Annotated in this window: 24 protein-coding genes; 17 read left to right on the top strand and 7 right to left on the bottom strand. The window is 67.0% G+C overall.

What is annotated here, in order from left to right; genetic code table 11:
- Positions 1-78 precede the first annotated feature (78 nt).
- Positions 79-1,623, top strand: coding sequence for a diguanylate cyclase domain-containing protein (locus LC092_RS04615; protein WP_224805252.1), 1,545 nt, complete (start codon positions 79-81; stop codon positions 1,621-1,623).
- Here LC092_RS04615 and LC092_RS04620 read toward each other — a convergent pair.
- The 6 genes from LC092_RS04620 to paaN all read right to left on the bottom strand — a co-directional run bounded on the left by LC092_RS04620 (position 1,608) and on the right by paaN (position 7,950).
- On the bottom strand, positions 1,608-2,333 hold the full coding sequence (locus LC092_RS04620; protein ID WP_224805253.1) for an ABC transporter ATP-binding protein: 726 nt from the start codon (positions 2,331-2,333) through the stop codon (positions 1,608-1,610). The two genes, LC092_RS04615 and LC092_RS04620, sit on opposite strands and share 16 nt — an antisense overlap.
- Positions 2,320-3,108, bottom strand: coding sequence for an ABC transporter ATP-binding protein (locus tag LC092_RS04625; RefSeq protein WP_224805254.1), 789 nt, complete (start codon positions 3,106-3,108; stop codon positions 2,320-2,322). The genes LC092_RS04620 and LC092_RS04625 overlap by 14 nt, the downstream gene beginning before the upstream one ends.
- On the bottom strand, positions 3,105-4,049 hold the full coding sequence (locus LC092_RS04630; protein ID WP_224805255.1) for a branched-chain amino acid ABC transporter permease: 945 nt from the start codon (positions 4,047-4,049) through the stop codon (positions 3,105-3,107). Before LC092_RS04630 ends, LC092_RS04625 begins: the two co-directional genes overlap by 4 nt.
- A gap of 2 nt (positions 4,050-4,051) precedes the next feature.
- Entirely contained in the window at positions 4,052-4,924 is an 873-nt protein-coding gene (locus LC092_RS04635) for a branched-chain amino acid ABC transporter permease (protein ID WP_224805256.1), read from the bottom strand.
- A 111-nt stretch (positions 4,925-5,035) separates the two neighbouring features.
- The gene (locus LC092_RS04640; protein ID WP_224805291.1) at positions 5,036-6,136 is read right to left on the bottom strand and encodes an ABC transporter substrate-binding protein; all 1,101 of its coding nucleotides are present in this window, start codon (positions 6,134-6,136) and stop codon (positions 5,036-5,038) included.
- 152 nt (positions 6,137-6,288) lie between these two features.
- Complete coding sequence (paaN, locus tag LC092_RS04645; protein WP_224805257.1) at positions 6,289-7,950, bottom strand: phenylacetic acid degradation protein PaaN; 1,662 nt, start codon at positions 7,948-7,950, stop codon at positions 6,289-6,291.
- Between the two features lie 344 nt (positions 7,951-8,294).
- Here paaN and paaG point away from each other — a divergent pair, with 344 nt between their 5' ends.
- The 6 genes from paaG (at position 8,295) to LC092_RS04675 (ending at position 13,572) form a co-directional block, all read left to right on the top strand.
- Positions 8,295-9,104 carry a 2-(1,2-epoxy-1,2-dihydrophenyl)acetyl-CoA isomerase PaaG gene (gene paaG, locus LC092_RS04650; protein WP_224805292.1) on the top strand — a complete coding sequence of 270 codons (810 nt, stop codon included), beginning with the start codon at positions 8,295-8,297 and terminating at the stop codon, positions 9,102-9,104.
- Complete coding sequence (paaI, locus tag LC092_RS04655) at positions 9,101-9,565, top strand: hydroxyphenylacetyl-CoA thioesterase PaaI (protein WP_224805258.1); 465 nt, start codon at positions 9,101-9,103, stop codon at positions 9,563-9,565. The genes paaG and paaI overlap by 4 nt, the downstream gene beginning before the upstream one ends.
- Positions 9,566-9,661: 96 nt before the next feature.
- On the top strand, positions 9,662-10,975 hold the full coding sequence (gene paaK, locus LC092_RS04660) for a phenylacetate--CoA ligase PaaK (RefSeq protein ID WP_224805259.1): 1,314 nt from the start codon (positions 9,662-9,664) through the stop codon (positions 10,973-10,975).
- Between the two features lie 76 nt (positions 10,976-11,051).
- Complete coding sequence (locus LC092_RS04665; RefSeq protein ID WP_224805260.1) at positions 11,052-11,651, top strand: TetR/AcrR family transcriptional regulator; 600 nt, start codon at positions 11,052-11,054, stop codon at positions 11,649-11,651.
- Between the two features lie 215 nt (positions 11,652-11,866).
- A complete protein-coding gene (locus tag LC092_RS04670) occupies positions 11,867-12,439 on the top strand; it encodes a hypothetical protein (protein WP_224805261.1) in 573 nt (190 codons plus the stop codon).
- 143 nt (positions 12,440-12,582) lie between these two features.
- A complete protein-coding gene (locus LC092_RS04675) occupies positions 12,583-13,572 on the top strand; it encodes an ornithine cyclodeaminase family protein (protein ID WP_224805262.1) in 990 nt (329 codons plus the stop codon).
- Between the two features lie 209 nt (positions 13,573-13,781).
- Here LC092_RS04675 and LC092_RS04680 read toward each other — a convergent pair whose 3' ends face one another.
- A complete protein-coding gene (locus LC092_RS04680; RefSeq protein WP_224805263.1) occupies positions 13,782-14,750 on the bottom strand; it encodes a LysR family transcriptional regulator in 969 nt (322 codons plus the stop codon).
- A 97-nt stretch (positions 14,751-14,847) separates the two neighbouring features.
- Here LC092_RS04680 and LC092_RS04685 point away from each other — a divergent pair, with 97 nt between their 5' ends.
- From LC092_RS04685 to LC092_RS04730, 10 genes are all read left to right on the top strand, one after another.
- Positions 14,848-15,714, top strand: coding sequence for an ABC transporter permease (locus LC092_RS04685; protein ID WP_224805264.1), 867 nt, complete (start codon positions 14,848-14,850; stop codon positions 15,712-15,714).
- A complete protein-coding gene (locus LC092_RS04690; RefSeq protein WP_224805265.1) occupies positions 15,714-16,499 on the top strand; it encodes an ABC transporter permease in 786 nt (261 codons plus the stop codon). Before LC092_RS04685 ends, LC092_RS04690 begins: the two co-directional genes overlap by 1 nt.
- 46 nt (positions 16,500-16,545) lie before the next feature.
- On the top strand, positions 16,546-17,685 hold the full coding sequence (locus tag LC092_RS04695) for an extracellular solute-binding protein (RefSeq protein WP_224805266.1): 1,140 nt from the start codon (positions 16,546-16,548) through the stop codon (positions 17,683-17,685).
- A gap of 66 nt (positions 17,686-17,751) precedes the next feature.
- On the top strand, positions 17,752-18,843 hold the full coding sequence (locus LC092_RS04700) for an ABC transporter ATP-binding protein (RefSeq protein ID WP_224805267.1): 1,092 nt from the start codon (positions 17,752-17,754) through the stop codon (positions 18,841-18,843).
- A complete protein-coding gene (locus tag LC092_RS04705) occupies positions 18,843-20,198 on the top strand; it encodes an aspartate aminotransferase family protein (RefSeq protein WP_224805268.1) in 1,356 nt (451 codons plus the stop codon). The genes LC092_RS04700 and LC092_RS04705 overlap by 1 nt, the downstream gene beginning before the upstream one ends.
- Positions 20,199-20,229: 31 nt before the next feature.
- Positions 20,230-21,156 (top strand): 3-keto-5-aminohexanoate cleavage protein, encoded by a 927-nt coding sequence (locus tag LC092_RS04710; RefSeq protein WP_224805269.1) that lies wholly within the window; start codon positions 20,230-20,232, stop codon positions 21,154-21,156.
- Positions 21,153-21,647 carry a GNAT family N-acetyltransferase gene (locus LC092_RS04715; protein ID WP_224805270.1) on the top strand — a complete coding sequence of 165 codons (495 nt, stop codon included), beginning with the start codon at positions 21,153-21,155 and terminating at the stop codon, positions 21,645-21,647. The genes LC092_RS04710 and LC092_RS04715 overlap by 4 nt, the downstream gene beginning before the upstream one ends.
- Complete coding sequence (locus LC092_RS04720; protein WP_224805271.1) at positions 21,644-22,666, top strand: histone deacetylase family protein; 1,023 nt, start codon at positions 21,644-21,646, stop codon at positions 22,664-22,666. The genes LC092_RS04715 and LC092_RS04720 overlap by 4 nt, the downstream gene beginning before the upstream one ends.
- Complete coding sequence (locus LC092_RS04725; RefSeq protein WP_224805272.1) at positions 22,666-23,769, top strand: NAD(P)/FAD-dependent oxidoreductase; 1,104 nt, start codon at positions 22,666-22,668, stop codon at positions 23,767-23,769. Before LC092_RS04720 ends, LC092_RS04725 begins: the two co-directional genes overlap by 1 nt.
- A gap of 64 nt (positions 23,770-23,833) precedes the next feature.
- Positions 23,834-24,187 carry a RidA family protein gene (locus tag LC092_RS04730; protein ID WP_224805273.1) on the top strand — a complete coding sequence of 118 codons (354 nt, stop codon included), beginning with the start codon at positions 23,834-23,836 and terminating at the stop codon, positions 24,185-24,187.
- Positions 24,188-24,586: the final 399 nt, after the last annotated feature.

Raw genomic sequence — 24,586 nt, forward strand, 5'->3', positions numbered from 1 at the left:
ACACGCGAACCATAACGTTTAGTTGAAGATTCAACACTATCCGGCATGGTGCTGGCCAACAACGAAAAGGGACGCTTGATGGCGCGCTGGATGAAGATGCGGGAGAGCAACATTGCCGTGGGGATCTATCTGATCTGCGCGGCGGTGGTGATCGCCTTCAGTGTGTCGAACGCACATGTGCTGATGCGCGCCGGCGGCATCGCCGACGAGGTGCGCGCCGTCGACGAACGCGACCTCGTGCGCAACGAGGTCACCCGCCAGATCGAGATTCTCGCTCGCGACCAGTCGCAGATCTCCCACTGGGACGAGGCGGTGCGCGCGCTGGCCTCGCGGATCGACTGGGAGTTCGTCCGCGAGGAGATGGCCGACTGGCTGTGGGACGATTTCGGCATCCAGACCACCATTGTCGTCGGACCCGACGACGTTCCGCGGGTGATGGTGTTCGAGGACGACATTCTCGCGGTGGAAGAGGCGCAGAGGCACGTCGACCTGGGCTTCGACCTGATTGCCGCCGCCCGGGAGGTCTATATGGCCAAACGGCTGCCGCGCGGAGGCCGGTTCACGATCCTCGCCCATCCCGTGCGCTCCCCGGCGCCGATCTACGTGTCCGATTTCCGCCTGATCGACGGTGACGTCAACATGATCGTCGCCCAGGCGATCGTTCCCGACGACGAGGAAACGCTGCCCGACGGGCTGCCGAATGTTTTGCTGACGCTGAAACCGCTGACCCAGCCGATGATGGAGGCCGCAGGGGAGAAACTCGGCCTCGGCAACTTCACCGTAACACCCGGCGACCGGGTGCCGGATGGAGCGGCGTCCATGCGGGTCGGCCGCGCTGGCGATGCCGATGCGCTCTACGCGTCCTGGACGCCGTCGCGTCCGTCCGCCGTGATCTGGGAGCAGGCGCTTCCGGTTCTCGCCGGCGTCGTCGCGCTGGCGATCCTGGCGCTCGGCGCGGTGGCGCTGCTCTACGGGCGCGCCCTGCACCGCATGCAAAAGAGCGAGGCGCGCAATCGCTTCCTCGCCCATCACGACGCCCTGACCGGATTGCCGAACCGGCTCTACTTCGACCGCCTGCTGGAAGACATCCTGAGCCGGGGCGAACAGGACAGCTGCGCGGTGCTGTGCATCGATCTCGACCGCTTCAAGGCGGTCAACGACACCTATGGCCACAGCGCCGGCGATGCCGTGCTGCGCACGGTCGCCTCCCGCATCCTGGCCGCCGTCAAGGGGCGGGGGATCGCCGCGCGCGTCGGCGGCGACGAGTTCATCGTGCTGCTTCACGAGGGGCTGGGCCGCGATGCCGTGCGGCTTCTGTGCGACGGCATCGTGGAGAGCATCTGCGCGGAGATTGAAATCGAGGGCGGACATGCGAGCGTCGGTGCCAGCATCGGCGTCGCCTGGTGGCCGGAGGATGCGCGGACCGCCAAGTCGGTGATCCGCAGCGCCGACGAGGCGCTCTACCGGGCCAAGGAAGACGGGCGCGGGCGCGCCTATCTTGCCGACGACGAGGGAGCCGGCGGCCCGGACCTTGAGAGCCGGGGCCCTGAGCAGCGGGACCCTGAGCGGCGGGACCCGGACGAGCGGATCGCGGCCCGGGTCGCGCCTCAAACGCCGAGATAGGCCTCGCGCACCCGGTCGTCGGTGAGCAGTTCATTGCCGGGGCCGCTCATGGCGATCTCGCCGGTCTCGATGACATAGCCCCGGTCGGCGATGGAAAGTGCGGCAAAGGCATTCTGCTCCACCAGGAAGATCGTCACGTCGTCAGTGTCGCGCAGCCGCGCGATGATCTCGAACACCTGGTCGACCAAGACCGGCGCCAGCCCCATGGAGGGTTCGTCGAGCAGCAGCAGTTTCGGCCGGCTCATCAGCGCGCGGCCGATGGCGAGCATCTGCTGCTGGCCGCCGGAAAGCCCGCCGGCCGGATTGCGCCGGCGCTCCTTCAGGACCGGAAACAGCCCGTAGACCCGCTCCAGATCCTCCGCGATCTCCTTGTCCTTGCGCAGATAGGCACCGAGCCGGAGATTGTCCTCGATGGTCAGCGGCGTGAAGATCTGCCGCCCTTCCGGCACCTGGGCGATACCGGCGCGCACCCGCGCATGCGGGCTGGCCCGCGTGATGTCGGCGCCCTCGAAGGAGACGCGCCCGCCGGTGACCGGCTGGACGCCGGAGAGCGCGCGCAAGAGCGTGGTCTTGCCCGCACCGTTGCCGCCGACCAGCGCGACGATCTCGCGCGCGCCGACATGCAGCGACAACCCGTGCAGCGCCTCGATGCGGCCATAGGCGGAGGTGAGATCCGCGACGGAGAGGAGGGGGGCTTCAGTTGAGAGCAAGGTTCGCCTCCCGCGTGCCATGGGTTCCCAGATAGGCCTCGATCACCTTGGGGTTGGAGCGGATCTCCGCGCCCTTGCCTTCGGCCAGCACGCGGCCCTGGTCGAGCACCAGCACCCGGTCGGAACTCCGCATCACGAGCTTCATGTCGTGTTCCACAAGCACCACCGCGACGCCGTCGTCGGCGATGGTGCGGATCAGCTTCTCGATCTCTTCCGTCTCCACCGGATTGCAGCCGGCGGCCGGTTCGTCGAGCAGCAGCACCTTGGGCTCGGCCGCGAGCGCGCGGGCGATTTCCAGCCGCTTCAAGGCGCCATAGGGCATGGAAGAGGCCAGCGTGTCGGCATAGTCGGCAAGCCCGACGCGCGACAGCAGGGTGTCCGCGATCTCCGCGCTCTCCCGGTTCTGGCGCAGCGTCGAGGGGAGCGCCAGCAGATGGGCGAGGAGGCCGCGGCTTTCCTTCAGGTGGCGGCCGACCATGACGTTTTCGCGTGCCGTCATGCGGAAGAACACCTGCAGGTTCTGGAAGGTGCGCGACAGGCCGCGCTCTGCGAGCCGGTTCGGCTCCAGCGCGGTGACCGCCTCGCCGTCGAGCCGCACCTGGCCGCTCTTCGGCTGGTAGACGCCGGAGACCAGGTTGAACAGCGTGGTCTTGCCCGCGCCGTTGGGGCCGATGATGGAAAACACCTGACCGGTCTCGGCGGAAAAGGAGACATTGTCGACCGCGCGCACGCCGCCGAAGGCGATGCCGATGTCCTGGACCGAAAGGATGCTCATTTGCGCCTCCGCTGGAAAAGCGCGGCGAGGCTTGGAACGATGCCGCTTCTGAGCACAATCATGATCACCATCATCATCAGGCCGAGCAGCATGTGCTCGTATTCGTGGAAGGTGGTGAGGAGTTGCGGCAGCACGACGAGGATCGCCGCGCCCGCCACCGATCCGAGGATCGAGCCCATGCCGCCGACGACCACCATGGTCACCAGCTCGATGGAATGCAGGAAGTTCGCCGTTTCCGGGGTGACGAAGCCGTTGACCAGTGCCAGCGACGACCCCGCGACGGAGGCATAGACGGCGGAGATCACGAAGACGCGGACCTTGTAGCGGGCGACGTCGATGCCGGCGACGCGGGCGGCGACCTCGGAATCGTGCAGCGCCCTGAGCGCGCGGCCCGTGGGGCTTGCCACCAGATTGACCGCGATCCACGCCCCGACGACGAGAAGCCCGCCGGTGATCCAGTACCAGGTTTCGGCGCCGCGCACCCGCCAGCCGAAGAGCGTCATCCGGCTGACCGGCATGCCGTCCGGGCCGCCCGTCAGCCAGGATTCGTTGGAGATCGCCATGGCGATCAGGATGCCGAAGCCGAGCGTCGCGACGGCGAGATAGTGGCCCTTGAGCTTCAGGATCGGGCGGCCGACGGCAAAGGCGATCAGCCCGCAGACGAGGGCGCCGGCAAGAGCCGCAAGCAGGGGGTGCAGCGAAAATTGCGCCGGAAGCACGGCGACCGCATAGGCGCCAAGGCCGAAGAAGCCGGCGTGTCCCAGGCTGACCTGACCGGCATAGCCCATCAGGAGGTTCAGCCCGATCACGGCAAGCGCGGAGATCCATACAAGGGCGGCGACCCGCAGGTAGAAGCTGGACGGCAGGGCGAAGGAGAGCGCCACGACCAGCGCGGCGATGACGAGAGGAACCGCGAGGCGGTGGGAGAAAAGGGCCTGCATGGTCACACGCGCTCCACGCTGGCGCGGCCGAACAGGCCGCCGGGCATGACGAAGAGCACGCCGAGGATGACGATGAAGGCGATGGCGTCCTTGTAGGTGGAGGAGAGGTAGCCCGCGCCGAAAGCCTCCAGCAGGCCGACGGCGAGCCCGCCGACGATGGCGCCGAGCGGATTGCCCATGCCGCCGAGCATGGCGGCGGCGAAGCCTTTCAGCGCCAGCAGCGTGCCGATGTCGTAGCTGGTCAGCGTGATCGGCGTCACCAGAATGCCGGCGATGGCGCCGATGGCGGCGGAGACCACGAAGGAGAAGCCGACGACGAAGGAGGTGTTGATGCCGACGAGCCGCGCCGCGAGCCGGTTGGCGGCAGTCGCGAGCACCGCCTTGCCGAGCAGCGTGCGATTGAAGAAGGCCCAGAGCGCCAAGACGATGATGCCGGCGCCGGCCAGCACCCAGAAGCTTTGCGGCAGGATGGCGGCGCCGCCGAACTGGATCGGCGTGTCGCCGGAAAACGACGGCAGCGAGTGGAACTGCCGGTCGAAGACCACCTGGGCGAGGCCGCGCAGGAAGATCGACGCGCCGATGGTGATGATGATCAGCGTCACCGGCGAGGCGCCGCGCGCCGGCTCGATCGCCAGCCGGTGCAGCGCCAGTCCGACGACCATGGCGGCGGCGATGGCGATGAGTGCGGCGAGCGGCAGCGGCACGCCGGCCGCCGTCAGGAACACGGTCGCCATGCCGCCGATCATGACGAATTCGCCTTGCGCGAAATTCACCACGTCGGAGGCGTTGTAGATGATGGTGAAGCCGAGCGCGACCAGCGCGTAGACCGCGCCGACCGTCAGTCCGGAGACACAGAATTGCAGGAATTCGGCCATGGATCCTTGCCGCCAGCTCAGGGGTGCGCGCGTCCGGGGTGCGCCGGCGCGATGCGAAAGGTGAGGGCCCGCCGCGCGAACCGCGCGCGGCGGGCCAAAGCGTCTAGTGGGTTACTCGACCAGTGCCCAGTCGCCGTCCTTGATTTCCAGCATGCGGAAAGCGGAGAGGTCGAGGCCGAGGTGGTCGTCGGCCGACATGTTGACGACACCGGCGGTGCCCATGAAGCCGGAGGTCTTCTCGATCTCGTCGCGGATCGCGGCCGGATCTTCCGAGCCCGCGCGCTTCATCGCCTCGACCAGGATCATCAGCCCGTCATAGGCATGGCCGCCGAAGGTCGAGACCGGCTGGCCGGTGGCTTCCTCGTAGGCGGTCTTGTAGCCCAGGACGACGGCCTTCTGCGGGTCGCTGTCGGGGAGCTTTTCGGCGACCAGAAGGGCTGAGGCCGGCAGGCGCACGCCTTCGGCCGCATCGCCGGCAAGGTCGATGAACGACTTGGAGGCGACGCCGTGGCTCTGGTAGAGCGGCACCTCGATGCCGAGCTGGCGGTAGTTGCGCGTCACGATGGCCGGCCCCTGGCCGAAGCCCGGATTGATCACCGCCTGCAGGCCCTCAGCCGACTTGATGTTGGTCAGCTGCGGCGTCATGTCGGAGTCCTTCGGCCCGTAGGTCTCGTCCGCGACGACTTCGATGCCGTAGCTGCCGACCACGTCGAGGCACTGGCCGCGCATCGACTTGCCGAAGCCGCCGGTGCCCGAGATCATGCCGATCTTGGCGATGCCGCGGGCCTTCATGTCGGTGAAGATCTTCTCGCAGGCCATGCGGTCGGTGTGCGGCGTCTTGAAGGTGAACTCCTTCACCGGATCGATGATCACCACGGCGCCGGCAAGTGAGATGAAGGGAATGCCCGCATCCTCGAAGACCGGAACCATCGCCATCGTCGCGCCGGTGGTCGAACCGCCGACCATGGCAACGATGCCGTCGTCTTCCACCAGGCGGGTGGCGAAGGTGCGGGCGTTGTTGGCGTTGCCGCCGTCGTCATAGACGATCAGCTCGAGCTGCTTGCCGTTGACGCCGCCGTCCTTGTTGATCTTGTCGACGTAAAGCTCGAGCGTCTTGGCTTCCGGATCGCCCAGGAAGGACGCGGGGCCGGTGACGGCGAGCGAGGCGCCGATCTTGATCGTGTCGGCAGCGGTTGCGGTGCCGGCGAACATCGCCGCACCGGCCAGCAGGGCAGCGCCCCCAAGGCATGTCTTCAGGTTCGTCATGGTTTCCTCCCAGAATTGGCCCTCAGGCCAGATGCTGTTTTCACGCTTTCAAAAACGCGGTCTTTCGCGCGCCCTCCCAGACGCGCGGACCATTGGTGTTACGCCGCGACCGGACGGCGCAGGGTTGCCACGCGGAAGCGGTTGGCGACAAAGGCGCTGTCGCACAGACAGGCGTTGCCGGCCGGGTTCGCCCCCGTGACGTGGTAGTCGGAGAAGGCGGCGTTCTGGTTGACGAAGACGCCGCCGGTCAGATTGACCGAGAGGCCGACGCCGGCGCCGGCAAAGGCGTCCGCCGCCTCGTCGATCACGGCCTCGTCGGTCGCATAAAGCGCTGCGGTGATCGCGCCGCGCTCGCGCGCCGAATTGGCCGCCCGCGCGATCGCGTCGGACGCATCATCGGTTGCGATGACGAAGCTGATCGGCCCGAAGCGCTCTTCCAGATAGGCGGCCTCGTCCTTGGCATCGACGGCGAGGATCAGCGGCGTCGCCGAGCGCGCCCCGTCCATGCCCTCGACGGGCGAGCTGTCGCGCACCACCCGGCCGAGCGACTTCGCCTTTTCGACCCGCTCGATGGTCGCCGGGTTCTGCACGGCACCGAGCACGCCCGCGGCGCGCTGCGGATCGCCGAGCAGCTTGTCCATGGCGATCTTGATCGCCCCGGCCACCTCGTCGAAGGACTTGTGACCGTCGTCGGTCTCGATGCCGCCGCGCGGGATGTAGATGTTCTGCGGCGCGGTGCACATCTGGCCGGAGTAGAGCGCCAGCGAGAAGGCGACGTTGCCGGCAAGGCCGCGCAGGTTGTCGGTGCCGGTGACGACGATGGAATTGACGCCGGCCTCCTCGGTGTAGACCAGCTTGTCGCGCGCGTTCTCACGCACCCAGGCGCCAAACGCCGGCGAGCCGGTGAAGTCGACGATGGCGATGTCCTTGTGCGTTACCAGATCCTTGGTGATCGGCGCGTCGGCGTCGTCGGCGGCGAGGAGCAGCACGTTCGGGTCGAAGCCGGCCTCGGCGAGCACTTCGCGGCCGATCTTCACGGTCAGCGCCAGCGGCAGGATCGCGCCCGGATGCGGCTTGACGATCACCGCATTGCCGGTGGCGAGGCTGGCGAAGAGGCCCGGATAGGTGTTCCAAGTCGGGAAGGTGGCGCAGCCGATGGCGAGCGCCACGCCGCGCGGGATCAGGCGGAAGGTCTTGTCGAGGACGATCGGGTCCTTCGGGCCTTGCGGCTTTTCCCAGCGCACGGAGCCCGGAACCTTCGACATCTCGTCCCAGGCATAGGCGAGCGCCTCCAGCCCGCGGTCCTGCGCGTGCGGGCCGCCGGCCTGAAACGCCATCATGAAGGCCTGTCCGGAGGTGTGCATCACCGCATTGGCGAAGAGGAAGCTCTCAGCGTTGATGCGCGCCAGGATTTCCAGGCAGGCGCCCATCCGGTCCTCGACGCTTGCCGACGCCCAGCCGGTCATCGCCGCCTTGGCGGCTTTGACCAGCGTGTCCGCATCGGCCTTGGGGTAGGAAATGGCCAGATCGAGGCCATAGGGGCTGACCTCGCGGCCGACACGGCCGCCGTCGCCCGGCTGGTCGAGATCGAAGGGCTTGCCGATCAGCGCCTTGAAGGCGGCCTCGCCATCGTCCTTGGCGGTCTCGCCATAGACCTTGCCCGAGGGCATTTCCGGATAGGCGGAAAAGAAGCCGCGGGCGTGAATTGCCGCAACCGCCTTGTCCAGCGTGTCCTTGTGCCTGTCGAAAAACGCGGCCATGCCTCTCTCCCTGTTGCTTGCGCGCAAGACGTCCGGCTCGCGATCCGCGAGGATCGCCCTGGCCGGTTCGCCCCTGTCGAAGCGCGCCGTCCCGGTCTGTCGCCGCGCATCTTGCGCCGCCGCTGCCGGGGTTCGATTGTTGGTGCTGCCCGTGATTGACAGCGCCCGATTGACGATCATAATAATTAACCGACCGGTTGGTCAGTCAAGTGAAAAATGACAAGCGACCGTTCCGCTCACGATCTTTCGAGGCACAAGGGTGCCGCTTGCGGGATCGCGGCGGCGCCACGGGAGAGGCAGGCAAGGGAGGCCACATGGACGAGGGACAGACGGGCGAGGGGGCGATGGATGCGCCGGTTCTCGTCGAGCGGGACGGGGGCGTGCTCGTCGTCACGCTGAACCGGCCGGACAAGCTCAATTCCTTCAACGAGGCGATGCATGCCGCGCTGCGCGATGCGCTGGACGTTGCCGAAAATGATTCGGACGTGCGCGCGCTGCTGATCACCGGGGCGGGGCGCGGCTTTTGCGCCGGCCAGGATCTCGGCGACCGGGTCGCCTCCGACGACGGCACGCCGCCAGACCTCACCCAGACCATCGAGGCCAACTACAATCCGCTGATCCGCCGGCTGAAGGCGCTGCCCAAGCCCGTGATCTGCGCCGTCAACGGCGTCGCGGCGGGTGCCGGCGCCAATATCGCGCTGGCCTGCGACATTGTGCTGGCGGCGGAAAGCGCCAAATTCATCCAGGCCTTCTCCAAGATCGGGCTGGTGCCCGATTCCGGCGGCACCTGGACGCTGCCGCACCTGGTCGGCCTGGCCCGTGCCAAGGCGCTCGCCATGCTGGCGACGCCGGTTCCGGCCCGTCAGGCCGAGGACTGGGGCATGATCTGGAAGGCCGTGCCCGATGCCGAGCTGATGGCGGAGGCGCGCGCGCTCGCCGCAAGCCTTGCCGAAGCGCCGACCTTCGGTCTCGGCCTGATCAAACAGGCGATGGAGGCTGCGACCGACAACACGCTGGATGCGCAGCTCGATCTGGAACGCGACCTTCAGGGCCGCGCCGGTCGTTCGCCCGACTACCGCGAGGGCGTCGCCGCCTTCATGGCCAAACGCCCGCCGGTCTTCACCGGCAAGGCTCCCGACGGAGACAAGGCATGAGCGCGCCGAAAACTGCCGCGGGGCTCGATCCGACTGCACTTGCCCGCGCCTGCGCCGATGCGATGTGGGCCGACGACAAGGCCAGCCGGGGGCTTGGCATGGAGATCGTCGAGGTCGGTCCGGGGCGCGCGGTGATCGCCATGACCGTGCGCGAGGAAATGGTCAACGGCCACGGCATCTGCCACGGCGGCTTCGTCTTCACGCTGGCGGACAGCGCCTTTGCCTTTGCCTGCAACAGCCACAACCAGTCAACGGTCGCCAGCCATTGCGCGGTCACCTTCCTGCGGCCGGGCAGGCTCGGCGAGCGGTTGACCGCCACCGCGCACGAACGCTGGCGCGAGGGCCGCTCCGGCATCACCGACGTGACGGTGACCAATGCCGAGGGCGAGACCGTCGCGGAGTTTCGCGGCAATTCGCGCACCATTCGCGGCACGCTCATTCCGGAAACGGACGCGAGCTGACCGTAACCGGCGCGGCGGGGGGAGGTTCCCGTCGCGCGTGTTTCCGGCCGCAAACGGCCCTTTAGAAGATCAAGATAGACCTGTCGGGAGGATCCCATGCACGACCTGTCGCCCAAGCCCGGCGATCTCGAGCCCATCGAGACCGCGTCCCGGGACGAGATTTCCGCGCTCCAGCTTGAGCGCCTCAAGTGGTCGCTGCGCCACGCCTATGAGAACGTGGCGCATTACCGTGAAAGCTTCGACGCGGCGGGAGCCCATCCCGACGACCTGAAGACGCTCGCGGATCTCGCGAAATTTCCCTTCACCGCCAAGCAGACGCTGCGCGACAACTACCCCTTTGGACTGTTTGCCGTGCCGCGCGAGGAGGTGGTGCGGGTGCATGCCTCCTCCGGCACCACCGGCAAGCCGACTGTGGTCGGCTACACGCGAAACGACATCAAGACCTGGTCGAGCGTCGTCGCGCGCTCGCTGCGCGCAGCCGGGGCGCGCAAGGGCATGATCTGCCACGTCGCCTATGGCTACGGCCTCTTCACCGGCGGGCTCGGCGCGCATTACGGCGCCGAAGAGCTCGGCATGACCGTGGTGCCGATTTCCGGCGGCATGACCGAGCGCCAGGTGACGCTGATCGAGGACTTCAAGCCCGACGTCATCATGGTGACGCCGTCCTACATGCTGGCGATCCTGGACGAATACAAGGCGCGCGGCATCGACCCGCGCTCGTCGTCGCTGAAGCTCGGCGTCTTCGGCGCGGAGCCCTGGACCAACGCCATGCGCAAGGAGATCGAGGAGGCCTTCGACATGCATGCCGTCGACATCTACGGCCTGTCGGAGGTGATGGGGCCGGGGGTCGCCAACGAATGCGTGGAGACCAAGGACGGGCTGCACATCTGGGAGGACCATTTCTATCCCGAGATCATCGACCCGGAGACCGGCGAGGTGCTTCCCGACGGCGAGGTCGGCGAACTGGTCTTCACCTCGCTGACCAAGGAGGCGATGCCGGTGATCCGCTACCGCACCCGCGACCTGACGCGGCTGCTGCCCGGCACGGCGCGCTCGATGCGGCGCATGGAAAAGGTGACGGGCCGTTCCGACGACATGATGATCGTGCGCGGTGTCAACGTGTTTCCGACCCAGATCGAGGAGCAGCTGTTTCGCGTCGAGGGCCTGTCGCCGCACTATCAGGTGGAATTGACACGCACCGGCCGGATGGACGAAATGACCGTCCACGTCGAAGCGCTTGCCTCCCATGCCGATGATGCGCACCGGGCGTCCGCCGCAGCGGAGCTGCGCGCCCACCTGAAGAACGTGATCGGGGTCAGCGCGCGCATCCATGTCGCCGACCCGGACGCGCTCGAGCGCTCCATGGGCAAGGCGAAGCGCGTGATCGACAACAGGCCGAAGGAGGCTTGAGGCACCGCGCGCCGAGGGGCGTGTAAATTCGGCGCGGCGGCGGAGGACCGTCGTCGCGCAAGCAACGGAGAGCGATATGGCGCGGCCGCGCGCGGACGATTACGACGACAAGCGCAAGGCGATCCTCAAGACCTCGGCGGCGCTGTTTGCCGAGCACGGCTACGACCGCGCCTCGATGAACCAGATCGCCAAGGGGTGCGGCGTCTCCAAGGCGCTCGTCTATCACTATTACGACAACAAGGACGCGCTGCTCTTCGACATCATCCGCGACCATCTGGATGAACTGATCGCGGCGGTCGAGGAGGCGGCGCCGGAGACCGCCTCCGGCGAGGCGCGGCTTCTGGCCTATGTCGGCGCGCTGCTCGACGCCTATCGCGACGCCAATGCGGAACACAAGATCCAGATCAACGAGATGAAGCGGCTGCCGGCGGAGCAGCAGGAAGACCTGAAGGAGCGCGAACGCGCGCTGGTCAAGCTCTTCGCCGGCGCGCTGACCGAGGCCGTGCCGGAACTCGGCAACGGGTCCCACCTCCTGAAACCCGTGACCATGAGCCTCTTCGGCATGGTCAACTGGCACTATCTGTGGTTCCGCGAGGGCGGGCCGGTCAGCCGCGAGGACTACGCCGGGATCGCGACACGACTCATTCTCGACGGCGCGCGCAGCCTCGCGACCTGAGGGTCACCTAGCGTTTTTCGCAATTGTAATCCGAAAATCAGCGACCTATGATTGCGGCGTCTGGTCGCGCCGCCCGGGGCGGTTGTGCCGCGCGCCGCGCCCGCCGTGGCGTCGGCAGGCTGTCTCTCAACCAAGGTCATTGGCCTCGTCGCCGGGGCAGCGCCGGACGTCGCCGCAGTCTCCAACCGTGAGCGGCGGGATCGCAAGGGGCGTTCATGCTGACACGACGGCATCTGATGGGAACCTTCGCGCTTGCCGCCACCACGCTCGCCGCGTCGGTCGCGGTCCGTCCCACCAGCGCCAGAGCCGTTCCGGATCTCGAACCCGTCCTGTCCGGCCGTTTCGCCGAGGACCGCGCGCTGTTTCTGCGCATGCGGGGCCTTTCGGGGACGCTGATCGACCTTCGCACCGGCTACATCGGACCGTTCGGCTACGAGCGCGGGGCCTGGCGGCGGCGCGCGCTCGATTCCTGGCGGCAGGCCTATGGGGAGACGCCCGACGCGGGCTTCGCGGCCGCGCGGCACGAGGTTCCCGCGTTCCTGGAGCGCGCCGACGGCGGCTGGTTCGCCGATGCCGCGTCGCAGACCGTCGAGCGTACGGCGGCGCGCTTTGCCGACTGGACGACCCGGATCGGCATCCGCGAGGACAGCCGGCTCTATGAGGACATGATCCTTGCCCAGGGCGCCATGGCGCTGCTCCTGTCGATGCGCACGCCCGAGGCGCGCGCCGCCCGCTCGCTCGCCGTCTTCGACGGACTGACCTGGGTCTGGCCGTTCTGCGGCGGGTGACGTCGCGGCCTGGCCGGCCGCGGCCGACGCGGGAGGCGGCCTCTGGACCCGGCCGGGACGGGCCGTCATGATCGCGGCCGCCGGGACGGGCGAATCGCCCTCCTCAGGCCCGCGCATCGGACATCGTCAGGGGGACCCACACCATGCTGCAACTCGACCCGCAAGCCACAAGGGACGCGCTCGACTGGCGGGACCTGATCGAGGCGCTGAGGGCGATGTTTCGCGACGGCTGCGAGATGCCGGTGCGCCATCACCACGATTTCGAGGTGCCGGGCGAGACCAGCGGCACGCTGCTCCTGATGCCGGCCTGGGTGCCGGGACGCTATCTCGGCGTCAAGCTTGCGACCGTCGTTCCCGGCAACAGCGACCGCGGCCTGCCGGCGGTGATGGCCAGCTACATGCTGTCAGATGCAAAGACCGGCGAATTGCGCGCCCTCGTCGACGGCGGCGAGCTGACCGCGCGGCGCACGGCGGCGGCCTCCGCGCTTGCGGCCGATTATCTCGCCCGCGACGACGCGCGCCATCTCGTCATCGTCGGAACCGGCCGGCTGTCGGTCAATCTGGCGGCGGCCCACGCCACCGTGCGGCCGCTGTCGCGCATCACCGTGTGGGGCCGCAATCCGGAGAAGGCGGAAAGCGTCGCCGCCGAGATCTCTGAGACGGTCGGAATTTTTGCGACGGCGACCGAAGACCTGGAAGGGGCGGTCGGCTCGGCCGACATCGTCTCCGCCGCGACCCTGTCCGAGACGCCGCTGATCCTGGGCGACTGGTTGCCGAAGGGCTGCCACGTCGATCTCGTCGGCGCGTTCAAGCCGACGATGCGCGAGAGCGACGACGCGGCCGTGTCGCGGGCGCGGGTCTTTGTCGACACGCGCGCCGGAGCGCTCAAGGAAGGCGGCGACATCGTCCAGGCGTTGCAGTCGGGCGTGCTCACCGAGGAGGCCGTCGAGGGCGATCTCTTCGACCTGACCCGCGACGTCAAGGCGGTGCTGCGCGATCCGGACGACATCACGCTGTTCAAGTCTGTCGGCGCGGCGCTTGAGGATCTCGCCGGGGCGATCCTGGCCTATGAAACCGCCTCCGAGCAGGCGGGGTCGACCTCCGCGTCCGGGCGCAAGCTCCCGCTGATGTAAGGACACGCGGGCGGGGACAAGAGACCGGGACAGGATTCGGTTCCGAGCCGGGATATTCCCGCCTGCGGGTCGCGCCGCGCAGCGCGCCCTGCGCGCGCGATTTCCGTCAATTCGACTTGTTTTTCGATCAAGTTTCGCAATTTTCGGCACAGAATTTGCCGATATTGTCTTTGCCCCGATCTTGCCGCAATCGGGGCGCGCGACAGCGCTCAGATGTAGGTCCGGGCCTCGATCGGGGTGGCCTCGATGCGGCGGAGCAGCTCGTCAAGCAGGGCGGTCTCGGCCCGGTTCATCGCCGCCTTCGGGTTCCACACCACATGCACGTCGATGGCCGGCATGTCGTCATAGGGCGGCAGTTGCCACAAGAGCCCGTCCTCGATGTCGCGGCGCACGACATGCACCGGCAGCGGCCCGATGCCGAGGCCGGCGATGATCATCCGCCGTACCTCTTCCAGATGGGCGGAGGTGCCGACGATGCGATCCTCCAGCCGGGCATCGGCGCGCATCAGGGTGACGGGGCGCAGCGCGTCGCTCATCCGGTCGGTGACGAAACTGACCGAGGAATGGCCGCCGAGATCCGCCTTGGTCAGGCCGGTGCGGCCGAACAGCGGATGGCCGGGACCGCAGAACAGTCCGAAGAACTCGCGGTAAAGCCGCCGGTACTCGAGCCGCGGGCTCTTGTCGTGCACCAGACAGACGCCGAGCGAGGCGCGGCGTGCCATGACGGCGGCCAGTCCCTCCTTGCTGGCGGAAATGTCGATGGAGAGCGTCGCATGCGGGTGGGCGGTGTGAAACGCCGTCAGCGCCTCGTCGAAGACGGGGCAGACCACATGGCTCGCCATGGCGATGCGCACATGGCCGCGCACCTCGTTGGCGACCTCGCGCATCAAGGTGCCGAGCCTGAGCACCGCGCCGTGAATGTCGACCACCTCGCCCTGCAGCAGCTTGCCGGCCGCCGTCAGCCGGAAGCTTCCGGGCGAACGGTCAATCAGCCGCTTGCCGAGTTGCTCCTCCAGGCGCTTCAGGGCGGAGGAAACGGTCGGCTGCTTGAGGCCGAGGCGGTCGGCCGCCTCGGTGACGCTGGCGGATTCCGACAGGACGAGGAAGGTGCGCAGCAGGTTCCAGTCGAGATTGCGGGCGAGACGTTCGGGCGGCTGGTCGGTGGAGCGGGCGATCATAGGCTGTGTCTATTTCCAAGATAGCGATTATCTATTTGAACAATGATAGAGGCGGTGCCACCCTCCGCGCAACACACAGGGAGAGGGGAATCCGCTCATGACGGTTGAAGCGCGGGAGGCGCGGCAACCCTATCTGCTGCTCAGTCCCGCAATGGTCGCGGTGATGCTGCTGCTTCTGGTGCCGCTCGCTTTCATCGTCGTCTATTCGTTCTGGCTGCGCACGGCGACCGGTGCGGACCAGGCCGGCTTCTTTCTCGACAACTGGCGCGAGGCGCTGTCCGACGCCTTCTATCGCGACATTCTGCTCAACACGCTGAAGATCGCCGCGATCACCACGCTGGTCTGCGCCGTCATGGGCTATCCGGCCGCCTATGTGATCGCCCGTTCGCGCGGCAACAAGGCGGTGCTGCTGCTCCTGCTGATGCTGCCGTTCTGGATCAGCTACATCATCCGCACCATGTCCTGGATCAACATTCTGGGCGCCTCGGGGGCGATCAACTCGGCGCTGATGTGGCTCGGCATTACCGACGCGCCGATCCAGATGCTCTACAACGAGGCGAGCGTGATCCTGGGCCTGGTGCACTTCCTGCTGCCCTTCATGATCCTCAACATCTACGTCAGCCTCGACGGCATCGACACGACGCTGGAGGACGCGGCCTGCTCGCTCGGCGCGACGCGCTGGCGCACCTTTCTCGAGGTGACGCTGCCGCTGTCGCTGCCCGGCCTTGCCGCCGGCGGGCTGCTCGCCTTCGTGCTGGGGGCGGGCACCTACATCACGCCGATCGTGCTCGGCGGACCCACGGACGCCATGTTCGCCAATCTGGTGTTCGAGGCGATCATCACCCAGCTCAACTGGCCGCTCGGCTCGGCGCTCTCCTTGATGCTGCTCGCCGTGCTCGGCGCGCTGGTGCTGCTCTACAACCACTTCCTCGGCATGGGGCAACTGATGAAGGGGCTTGGCTGATGGGGTGGCACCTGCTGCGCGGATGGACGGTTCTGGTCTATCTCTTCATGTTCCTGCCGATCCTGGTGGTCGTGCTGTTGAGCTTCAACGCCAGCCAGTTCGGCAGTTTCCCGATGACCGGCCTGTCGTTTCGCTGGTTCATCGAGCTGGCGGAAAACGAGGCGATCCTGCGCGCCTTCCGCACCTCCATCGTGCTCGGGCTGCTGACCTCGGTGATCTCGACGACCATCGGCGTTCTCGCGAGCCTTGCGCTGGTGCGCTACAACGTGCCGGCGCGCAACGCGATCTCGACGCTGCTGATCGCGCCGATCCTGGTGCCGGAGGTCGTGCTGGCCGTGGCGCTGCTGCTCTTCCTCAACGCGCTGTCGGTCAACAAGAGCTTCGGCCTGCTGCTCGCCGGCCATGTCATCTTCACGCTGCCCTTCGTCATCCTGGTCGTGCAGGCGCGCCTCGTCGGCATCCGCCGGGATGTGGAGGAGGCGGCCATGAGCCTGGGCGCGAGCCCGGTGCAGACCTTCTTCCAGGTGACGCTGCCGCTGCTCGCGCCGGCCGTCTTTGCCGGCATGCTGTTCGCCTTCACGATCAGCTTCGACGACATCACCGGCACGCTGTTCTGGAAGCCGGGCGGCGTCGAGACCGTCCCCACCCAGATCTTCGCCATGCTGCGCAACTCGATCTCTCCGGAGATCAACGCGCTCGGCACGGTGATGATTTTCCTGACCGCCGGGTTGCCGCTTGTCGGCATTGCCATCGCCCGGCGGCTGGCGCTCAAGCGCGGCGGCTAGAACCGCGCTGGCACCTCAAGACCTGCACTCCAGAGAGGACTTTGTTATGGACAATACAAAACGTTACGAGCGGTTGCGCGAACGCTACATGAACGGCGGCATCGACCGTCGCAGCTTTCTCGGACTTATCGGCGCGGCCGGCCTTGCCTATGGCGTGCAGACGCCGTTCGCGCGCGGTGCGCTGGCGGCCGCCGAGCAGGTGCGCTTCGACGGCTGGGGCGGCGTGGTCTCCGAGGCCTTCCGCAAGCACGCCTTCGATCCCTACACCGAAAAGACCGGCATCACCGTCGTTGACGGCACCTTCGGCGGCGGCGATGAGTATCTGTCCCGGGTCAAGGCGAGCCAGCCGGGCGAATACAACATCGCCCATCTGTCGGGCGTGTTCGACTACGCGCGCTACCACAATCTCGGCCTGTCTTCGACGCTGAACGAAGACAACATTCCGAACCTGAAATATGTGATCCCCAAGCTGACCGACGTGTTCCGCAAGGTGACCGGGGGAACGCTCTCCTGCGTTCCTTATGACTATGGCACCACCGGAATTGCCTACAATCGCAAGCATATCTCCGACGAGGAGATGAAGGAGAAGGGCGCCAACATCCTTCTCGACGAGCGCTTCAAGGGCAAGATCGCCGGCTGGAGCGACTGGCGCACGCGCATCTGGTACGCCTCGCTGCAGACCGGCCAGGACCCGAACGGCGCGACCGACATGGATGCGATCTGGGAGGCGGTGCGCACCCATCGCGACCTGCTCCTGAAATACTGGAGTTCCGGTGCGGAGTTGATGAGCCTTCTGGCGGAAGAGGAAATCTATGTGACCGAGGCCTGGTCGGGCCGCGTCTACGCGCTGCAGGAGCAGGGCCACGACATCGGCTACATGGATCCGCCCAATGGCTTCGGCTGGCAGGAATGCCTCTTCGTGATGAAGGGCTCGCCGATGGAGCCTTGCGAGGAACTGCTGAACTTCATGCTGGCGCCGGAGACCTCCATTGCGGTCGCCGAGGGACAGAACTATCCGCCGGCTCTCGATCCGACCAAGGTCGACCTCGGCAAGAAGATCCCGACGCTTCCGGCCTTCGACCCGACCGGCAAGCTCGACGGGCTGACCTTCGCCGATCCGGCCTATTGGAACGGCAACGAGCAGGAGTGGTCGAAGCTCTTCGGCCGCATCCAGAAGGGCTACTGAGCCTGAGCGGCGCTGGCGGGACCCGCCGGCGCCGCCACCTTCCCGACCCTTGAACGGAGTGAGCCCGTGGGCGCCGTCACGCTTCAAAACATCGTCAAACGCTTCGGGTCCTTCACCGCGGTTCATCCGATGTCGCTGGAGATCCCGGAAGGGTCGTTCGTCAGTCTTCTCGGGCCGTCCGGCTGCGGCAAGACGACGACCCTGCGCATGATCGCCGGGCTGCTCGACCCGAGCGAGGGCGATATCCAGATCAACGGTCGGCGGATCAACGACGTGCCGATCCACAAGCGCAATCTCGGGCTCGTTTTCCAGAATTACGCGCTGTTTCCCCATCGCACGATTGCCGAAAACGTCGCCTTCGGCCTGAAGTTTCGCGGTGTCGACAAGGCGGAGCGCGACGAGCGGGTGAAGAAGGCGCTCGATCTCGTCCAGCTTCCAGACGTCGGCGACCGCTATCCCAAGCAGCTCTCGGGCGGCCAGCAGCAGCGCATCGCGCTGGCGCGTGCCATCGTCATCGAGCCGGACGTGCTGCTCCTCGACGAGCCGCTGTCGGCGCTCGATGCCAACCTGCGCGAGGACATGCGCGTGGAACTGAAGCGCATCCAGCACCAGATCGGCATCACTACCGTCTTCGTCACCCACGACCAGGCAGAGGCGCTGGCGCTGTCCGACCGGATCGTGGTGATGAGCAACGGGCGTGTCGAACAGGTCGGTGCGCCGGAGGACGTCTACACGACCCCGGCAACGGAATTCGTCGCGCGGTTTCTCGGCGCCTCCAATATCCTGCCGTCGACCTGCACGGATGCGGACGGGGCGACCGTGGCGCTCGAGAACTCTGCCTTCGGCAAGCTGGTCCTTCCGCGCGAGCGCGCGCCGCATGTCTCCGGGCCCGGCGCGGTCAAGCTTGCGGTGCGCGCCGAGAAGCTCGCCATCGTCGCGCCGGGCGCCGCCGGGGCTCCGGGAGAGGACGAGGTCAGCGTGCCCGGCGTGATCGAGACCGTCGATTACCAGGGTCTTGCCGCGCGTTATTTCGTGCGCGTCGGCAACGAGCAGCTGCAGGCCATCAACATGATCGACGGCAGCCCCTTCGCGGAAGGGGCGGCGGTCGATGTGCGGCTCAGGCCGCGCGATTGCACCATTCTGGCGGAGGCCGCGTGATGAGCGAGCGGGAAAAGAGCCATCTGTTCTACCAGAGCCGGCGGCGGCGGCCGCAGCTCGACCGGGCGCGCGGCGTCTATATGTGGGACGTCGACGGCAAGCGCTATCTCGACGGCTCCTCCGGCGCGATGGTCTGCAACATCGGTCATTCCAACGAGCGGGTGCTGGAGGCGATGCGCCGCCAGATGGAGAAGTCGACCTTCGGCTACCGGCTGCATTTCGAGACGGAGCCGGCAGAAAACCTGGCCCGGTTGACGGCGCAACGCGCGCCCGACGGTCTGGAGAAGGTGTTCTTCGTCTCCGGGGGGTCGGAGGCGGTGGAAAGCGCCATCAAGCTTGCCCGGCAATATGCCATCGCCGTCGGCGAGGCGCAGAGATACAAGGTGATCTCGCGCCAGCCGAGCTATCACGGCTGCACGCTGGGGGCGCTGGCGCTTACCGGCTATGCGCCGCTGACAGCGCCCTTCGACCCGATGATGCGGCCGATGCCGAAGATCCCGGCGCCGCGCGCCTATCTCGATCGCCTCGATCCGAACGATCCGGCGACCGGCCATCACTATGCCGACATGCTGGAAGCGCGCATCCGCGAGGAGGGGCCGGAGACGGTGCTTGCCTTCATGGTCGAACCGATCGGCGGCGCGTCGACCGGCGCGCTGGTGCCGCCCTCCGGCTACATGCAACGCGTCCGCGAGATCTGCGACCGCTACGGCGTGCTCCTGATCCACGACGAGGTGATGTGCGGCGGCGGACGCACGGGGCGCTTCTTTGCCGCCGAGCACTATGGCGTCGCGCCGGACATTCTGGTGGTGTCGAAGGGGTTTGCGGCCGGCTATGCGCCGCTCGGAGCGATGATCGCGCATGAGCGCATCGTCGAGCCGGTGCTGGATGGCGGCGGTTTCCTGCATGGCTTCACCTATGCGGGCAATCCGCTGGCCTGCGCCGCCGGCCTCGCCGTCCTGGAGGAGATCGAGGCGGAGAAACTGTGCGAGAACGCGGCGAGCGTCGGCGCTCTGCTGAAATCGCGGCTCGTTGACCTGATGGGCCGTCACCCGCTGATCGGCGACGTGCGTGGGCAAGGGCTGCTGCTCGCCTTCGAACTGGTCGCCGACAAGAGAACCCTTGCGCCGCTTCCGCGCGAGCTCAACGCCTATGACAAGCTCGTGGAATATGCCTATGACGAGGGGCTGATCCTCTATTCGCGGCGCACGCGCGGCGGTTACGAGGGCGACCACTTCCTCGTCTGCCCGCCGATGATCACCACGCCGGAACAGGTGGACGAGATCATGGACGGGCTGGAGCGCGCGCTTGCGCGGTTCCTCGCCGAGGCGGCCCCCCATCTGCCGCGCGCTGCCTGATATCAGCCGCCTGAAAGATTGCAGACTTCTCATGACAAAAGCCATCATCACCTGCGCGGTGACCGGGTCGATCCACACGCCGACCATGTCGCCGCATCTTCCCGTCACCGCCAAGGAGATCGCCGACCAGGCGGTCGAGGCGGCCGAGGCCGGTGCCGCGATCCTGCACCTGCATGCGCGCGATCCCGAGACGGGCCGTCCGTCGGCGCTGCCAGACCATTTCCTGGCGTTCCTGCCCGAGATAAACGCACGCTGCGACGCGGTCTTGAACCTTTCCACCGGCGGCAGCGCGGTGATGACGCTCGACGACCGGCTCGCCGCGCCGCTGAAGGTCGCGCCGGAGATGTGCTCGCTCAACATGGGCACGATGAATTTCGCGCTCTATCCGATGGCCGCGCGCTACGACAGTTGGCTTCACGACTGGGAACAGCCCTTCCTGGAAGGGAGCGAGGATCTCGTCTTCAAGAACACGCCGCGCGACATCGCCCGCATTCTCAACGACCTCGGCACGGAGCGCGGCGCGCGCTTCGAGTTCGAATGCTACGACGTCGGCCATCTGCACATGCTGCGGCACTTCGCCGACCGGGGGCTGGTGAAGCCGCCGTATTTCATCCAGTTCGTCTTCGGCGTGCTCGGTGGGATCGGGGCGGATACGGAAAACCTGATGCACATGAAGCGGATGGCCGACAAGCTCTTCGGCGACGACTACATGTTCTCCGTGCTCGCGGCCGGGCGCCAGCAGATCCCCTTCGCCTCGATCTCGGCGGCGATGGGTGGCAATGTGCGCGTCGGGCTGGAGGACAGCCTGTTCATCGCCCGTGGCGAGCTTGCGTCGTCCAACGCCGAGCAGGTGCGCAAGATCCGCAGGATCCTGGAGGAGATGGGGCGCGAGATCGCCACACCCGACGAGGCGCGGGCGATGCTGGGCCTGAAGGGGGCGGACAAGGTGGCGCTTTGAGCAACGTCGAGATCATTTCCATCCGCCGCGCGGACGCCGCCGATGCCGAGCGGCTGAACGCAGCACTCGTCGCGCTGTCGGAGGTTCTCGGCGACACGCATGTGGCGGATGCCGGCGCGCTGCTGCGCCACGGGTTCAACGACGTGCCGGCGTTTTCCGCGCTGATTGCCGAGACGCAGGCCGGCGAGTTGCGCGGCGCGCTTCTGTCCTCGCCGGTGTTTTCCACCACCTACGGCGGGGCGGGCATTTATGTGTCCGATCTGTGGGTGTCGGACGACGCGCGGGGGCAGGGGCTGGGACGCCGGCTGCTGGCTGCCGCCATCGAGATGGCACCGGAGAGCTGGGACGTGCGGTTTCTCAAGCTCGCCGTTTACGACGACAACCCGCGGGCCCGGGCCTTCTACGACCGGCTGGGCTTTCGCGACGACCCGCGCGAGACCGTCCTGCGCCTCGCAAAGACCGACTTCGACCGACTGACGGATGAGACATGAAAGCAATCCTCGACGACCGACAGGCCCGCCACGACCCGAAGCACTTCATGGCCAACGGCAGGGTGTCCGCCAATCCCGAACAGCCGAAGCGCATCGAGGTGCTGCAGGGCGGCGCGCTTGCCGCCGGCTGCGCGTTCTCCGAGCCGAAGGACCATGGCGCCGGGCCGATTGCGGCGATCCATTCGGCCGAATATCTGGTGTTTCTGGAGACCATCCACACCCGCTGGTCGCGGATGAAGGATGCCTCCGACGAGGTGATCCCCAACATCCACCCGGACCGGCGCTCGGCAAGCTATCCGCGCTCGGCCGTCGGGCAGGCGGGGTTCCATCAGGCCGACACCGCCTGTCCGATCGCGGCAGGCACCTGGGAATCTGCCTATTGGTCGGCACAGAGCGCACTGACGGCGGGCGATCTCGTCGCCGGCGGCGCGCGCAGCGCCTATGCGCTTTGCCGTCCGCCCGGACACCATGCCTTCGGCGATCTCGCCGGCGGCTTCTGTTTTCTCAACAATGCGGCCATCGTCGCCGAGCACCTGAGGCTTCAGGGCCTCAGGCCGGCGATCCTTGATGTCGACGTGCACCACGGCAACGGCACGCAAGGGATCTTCTACGACCGCGCCGACGTGCTGACGGTCTCCATCCATGCCGATCCGATCCGCTTCTATCCGTTCTTCTGGGGCCACGCGCACGAACGCGGCGAGGGGGCGGGCCTTGGCTGCAATCTCAACCTGCCGCTTGCTCGCGGCACCGGCGACGACGACTACATGACAACGCTGGAGACCGCCTTCGCGCATATCAGGGCGTTCGGAACGGACGTGCTGGTCGTCGCGCTCGGCCTGGACGCGTCGGAAAACGATCCGCTCAAGGGATTGGCGATCACCACGCCGGGCTTCAACCGCATGGGCGCGGCCATCGCAGGCATGGACCTGCCGACGGTTCTGGTGCAGGAAGGGGGATACCTCTCACCTCAGCTCGGCGACAATCTCACGAGCTTCCTCACGGGCTTCAGGGGCGAATAATGCAGTCCAGCGACTTTCTCATCGTCGGCGGCGGGATCGCCGGCGTCGGCGCGGCCGCGCATCTGGCGGACAGCGCGAGCGTTACCGTTCTGGAGACGGAGGACGCGCTCGGGCGTCATTCCACGGGGCGGTCGGCGGCGATCTTCATCAAGAACTACGGCAATGCCACCCTGCGAGCGCTGAATGCGGCGGCCGAGCCGGTGCTTGAAAGCGGCGGCGCCTTTGCCGAAACCGGTTTCTTGTCGCCGCGCGGCGAACTTGTGATCGCGATGGCCGAGGAGGTCGGACAACTGGACGCCTATCTCGCCGATGCCGACGGCATGGAGATCGTCACTCCGGCCGAGGCCGTGCGGATGGTGCCGATCCTGCGCGAAGAGCTGATCGCCAAGGCGGCGATGGAGCCGGATGCCCGCGACATCGATGTCGACCGGCTGCTGCAATCCTATGCGCGTCATGCCAAGCACAATGGCGCGAAGCTGGTGCAGAATGCGCCGGCGACCGCGATCCGCCGCGAGGGTGATGTCTGGCGCGTGGAAGCCGGCGGCGAGGTCTATTGCGCGCCGGTCCTGATCAACGCCGCCGGTGCCTGGGCGGACGAGGTGGCGGCCCTTGCGGGCGCGGCGAAAGTCGGGTTGACGCCGATGCGCCGCTCCGCTGCGATCCTGCCGGCGCCCGAGGGCCAGGACGTGACGCATTGGCCCGCCGTGGTGAGCGCGTCGGAGAGCTGGTACGCCAAGCCGGAGGCCGGCAAGCTGATGGTCTCCCCGGCGGATGAGGATCCGGTCGATCCGCATGACGCCTGGCCCGACGACATGGTGATGGCGGAGGGGCTGCACCGCTTCGAATGTGCCACCACCGTTTCGGTCACACGGGTGGAGCGGACCTGGGCGGGCCTGCGCAGTTTCGTCAAGGACCGCTCGCCGGTCGTGGGCTTTGCGCCGGAGACGCCCGGCTTCTTCTGGCTGGCAGGTCAGGGCGGCTACGGCATCCAGACCGCCCCGGCGCTGTCGCGTCTTGTCGCCGATCTTTGCCTGAACCGCACGCCGGCGCTTGGCGCCAATGTGGTTTCCGCGCTAGACCCGGGACGCTTGTCGCGGGCGTAATTGTGCCGGCGGCAGCCGACACAGAATTGATTTTCTTTTGCTTTCAAACCCAAGGAACGCAGATATGTCCGATATCAAACGCCTCGAGATCGGCCGGCGCATGAGCCAGGCCGTCATCCACAATGGCACGGTGTGGCTTGCCGGCCAGGTCGGGGCGCCGGGGGAAAGCGTCACGGCACAGACGCAGCAGATCCTCGCCAAGATCGAAAAGCTGCTGCTCGATGCGGGCTCCGACAAGTCGCATATCCTGAGCGCGACGATCTGGCTTGCGTCGATGGATGATTTCGCCGAGATGAACGCGGTGTGGGATGCCTGGGTCGACCAGACCAACACGCCGGCGCGCGCCTGCGGCGAATCCCGCCTGGCAACGCCCGACTACAAGGTCGAGATCATGATCGTCGCAGCCGAGAAGGGCTGATCGCGGCTTTCTCATCGCGACGAATTCAAGCGGCTGCATTTCATAGGGAATGCGGCCGTTTTCGTTTTTGCGCTGACCTCGTCTTTCCGGCTTGTCTTCGTGTCGCTGACGATTGGCGGGACTGATCTCTTGCGTCATACCGGGCAAGGCGACTCCGCGACCCGGTATCGGGGAGCCAAGGTGCTTTGTTTTGCGCTGCGATACCCGCAAGAGCAATGGCCCTCCGATCCCGGATCTCCGCTTGCGCGGAGTTCGGGATTGTTCGTTTGAAGGGGTGTTGGACTGGGGGCGGTCTCCCGGCCCCTAGATTGCCGGGAGACCAGTGGCAGGCGACCGGTCGGGGATTGGGTTCTCACCCGTCGTCATCGGGGTCCCTGCCGCTTCCTTTTCCCGCTTGGA

The organism is Stappia stellulata (genome assembly GCF_020176715.1).
GTDB lineage: Bacteria > Pseudomonadota > Alphaproteobacteria > Rhizobiales > Stappiaceae > Stappia.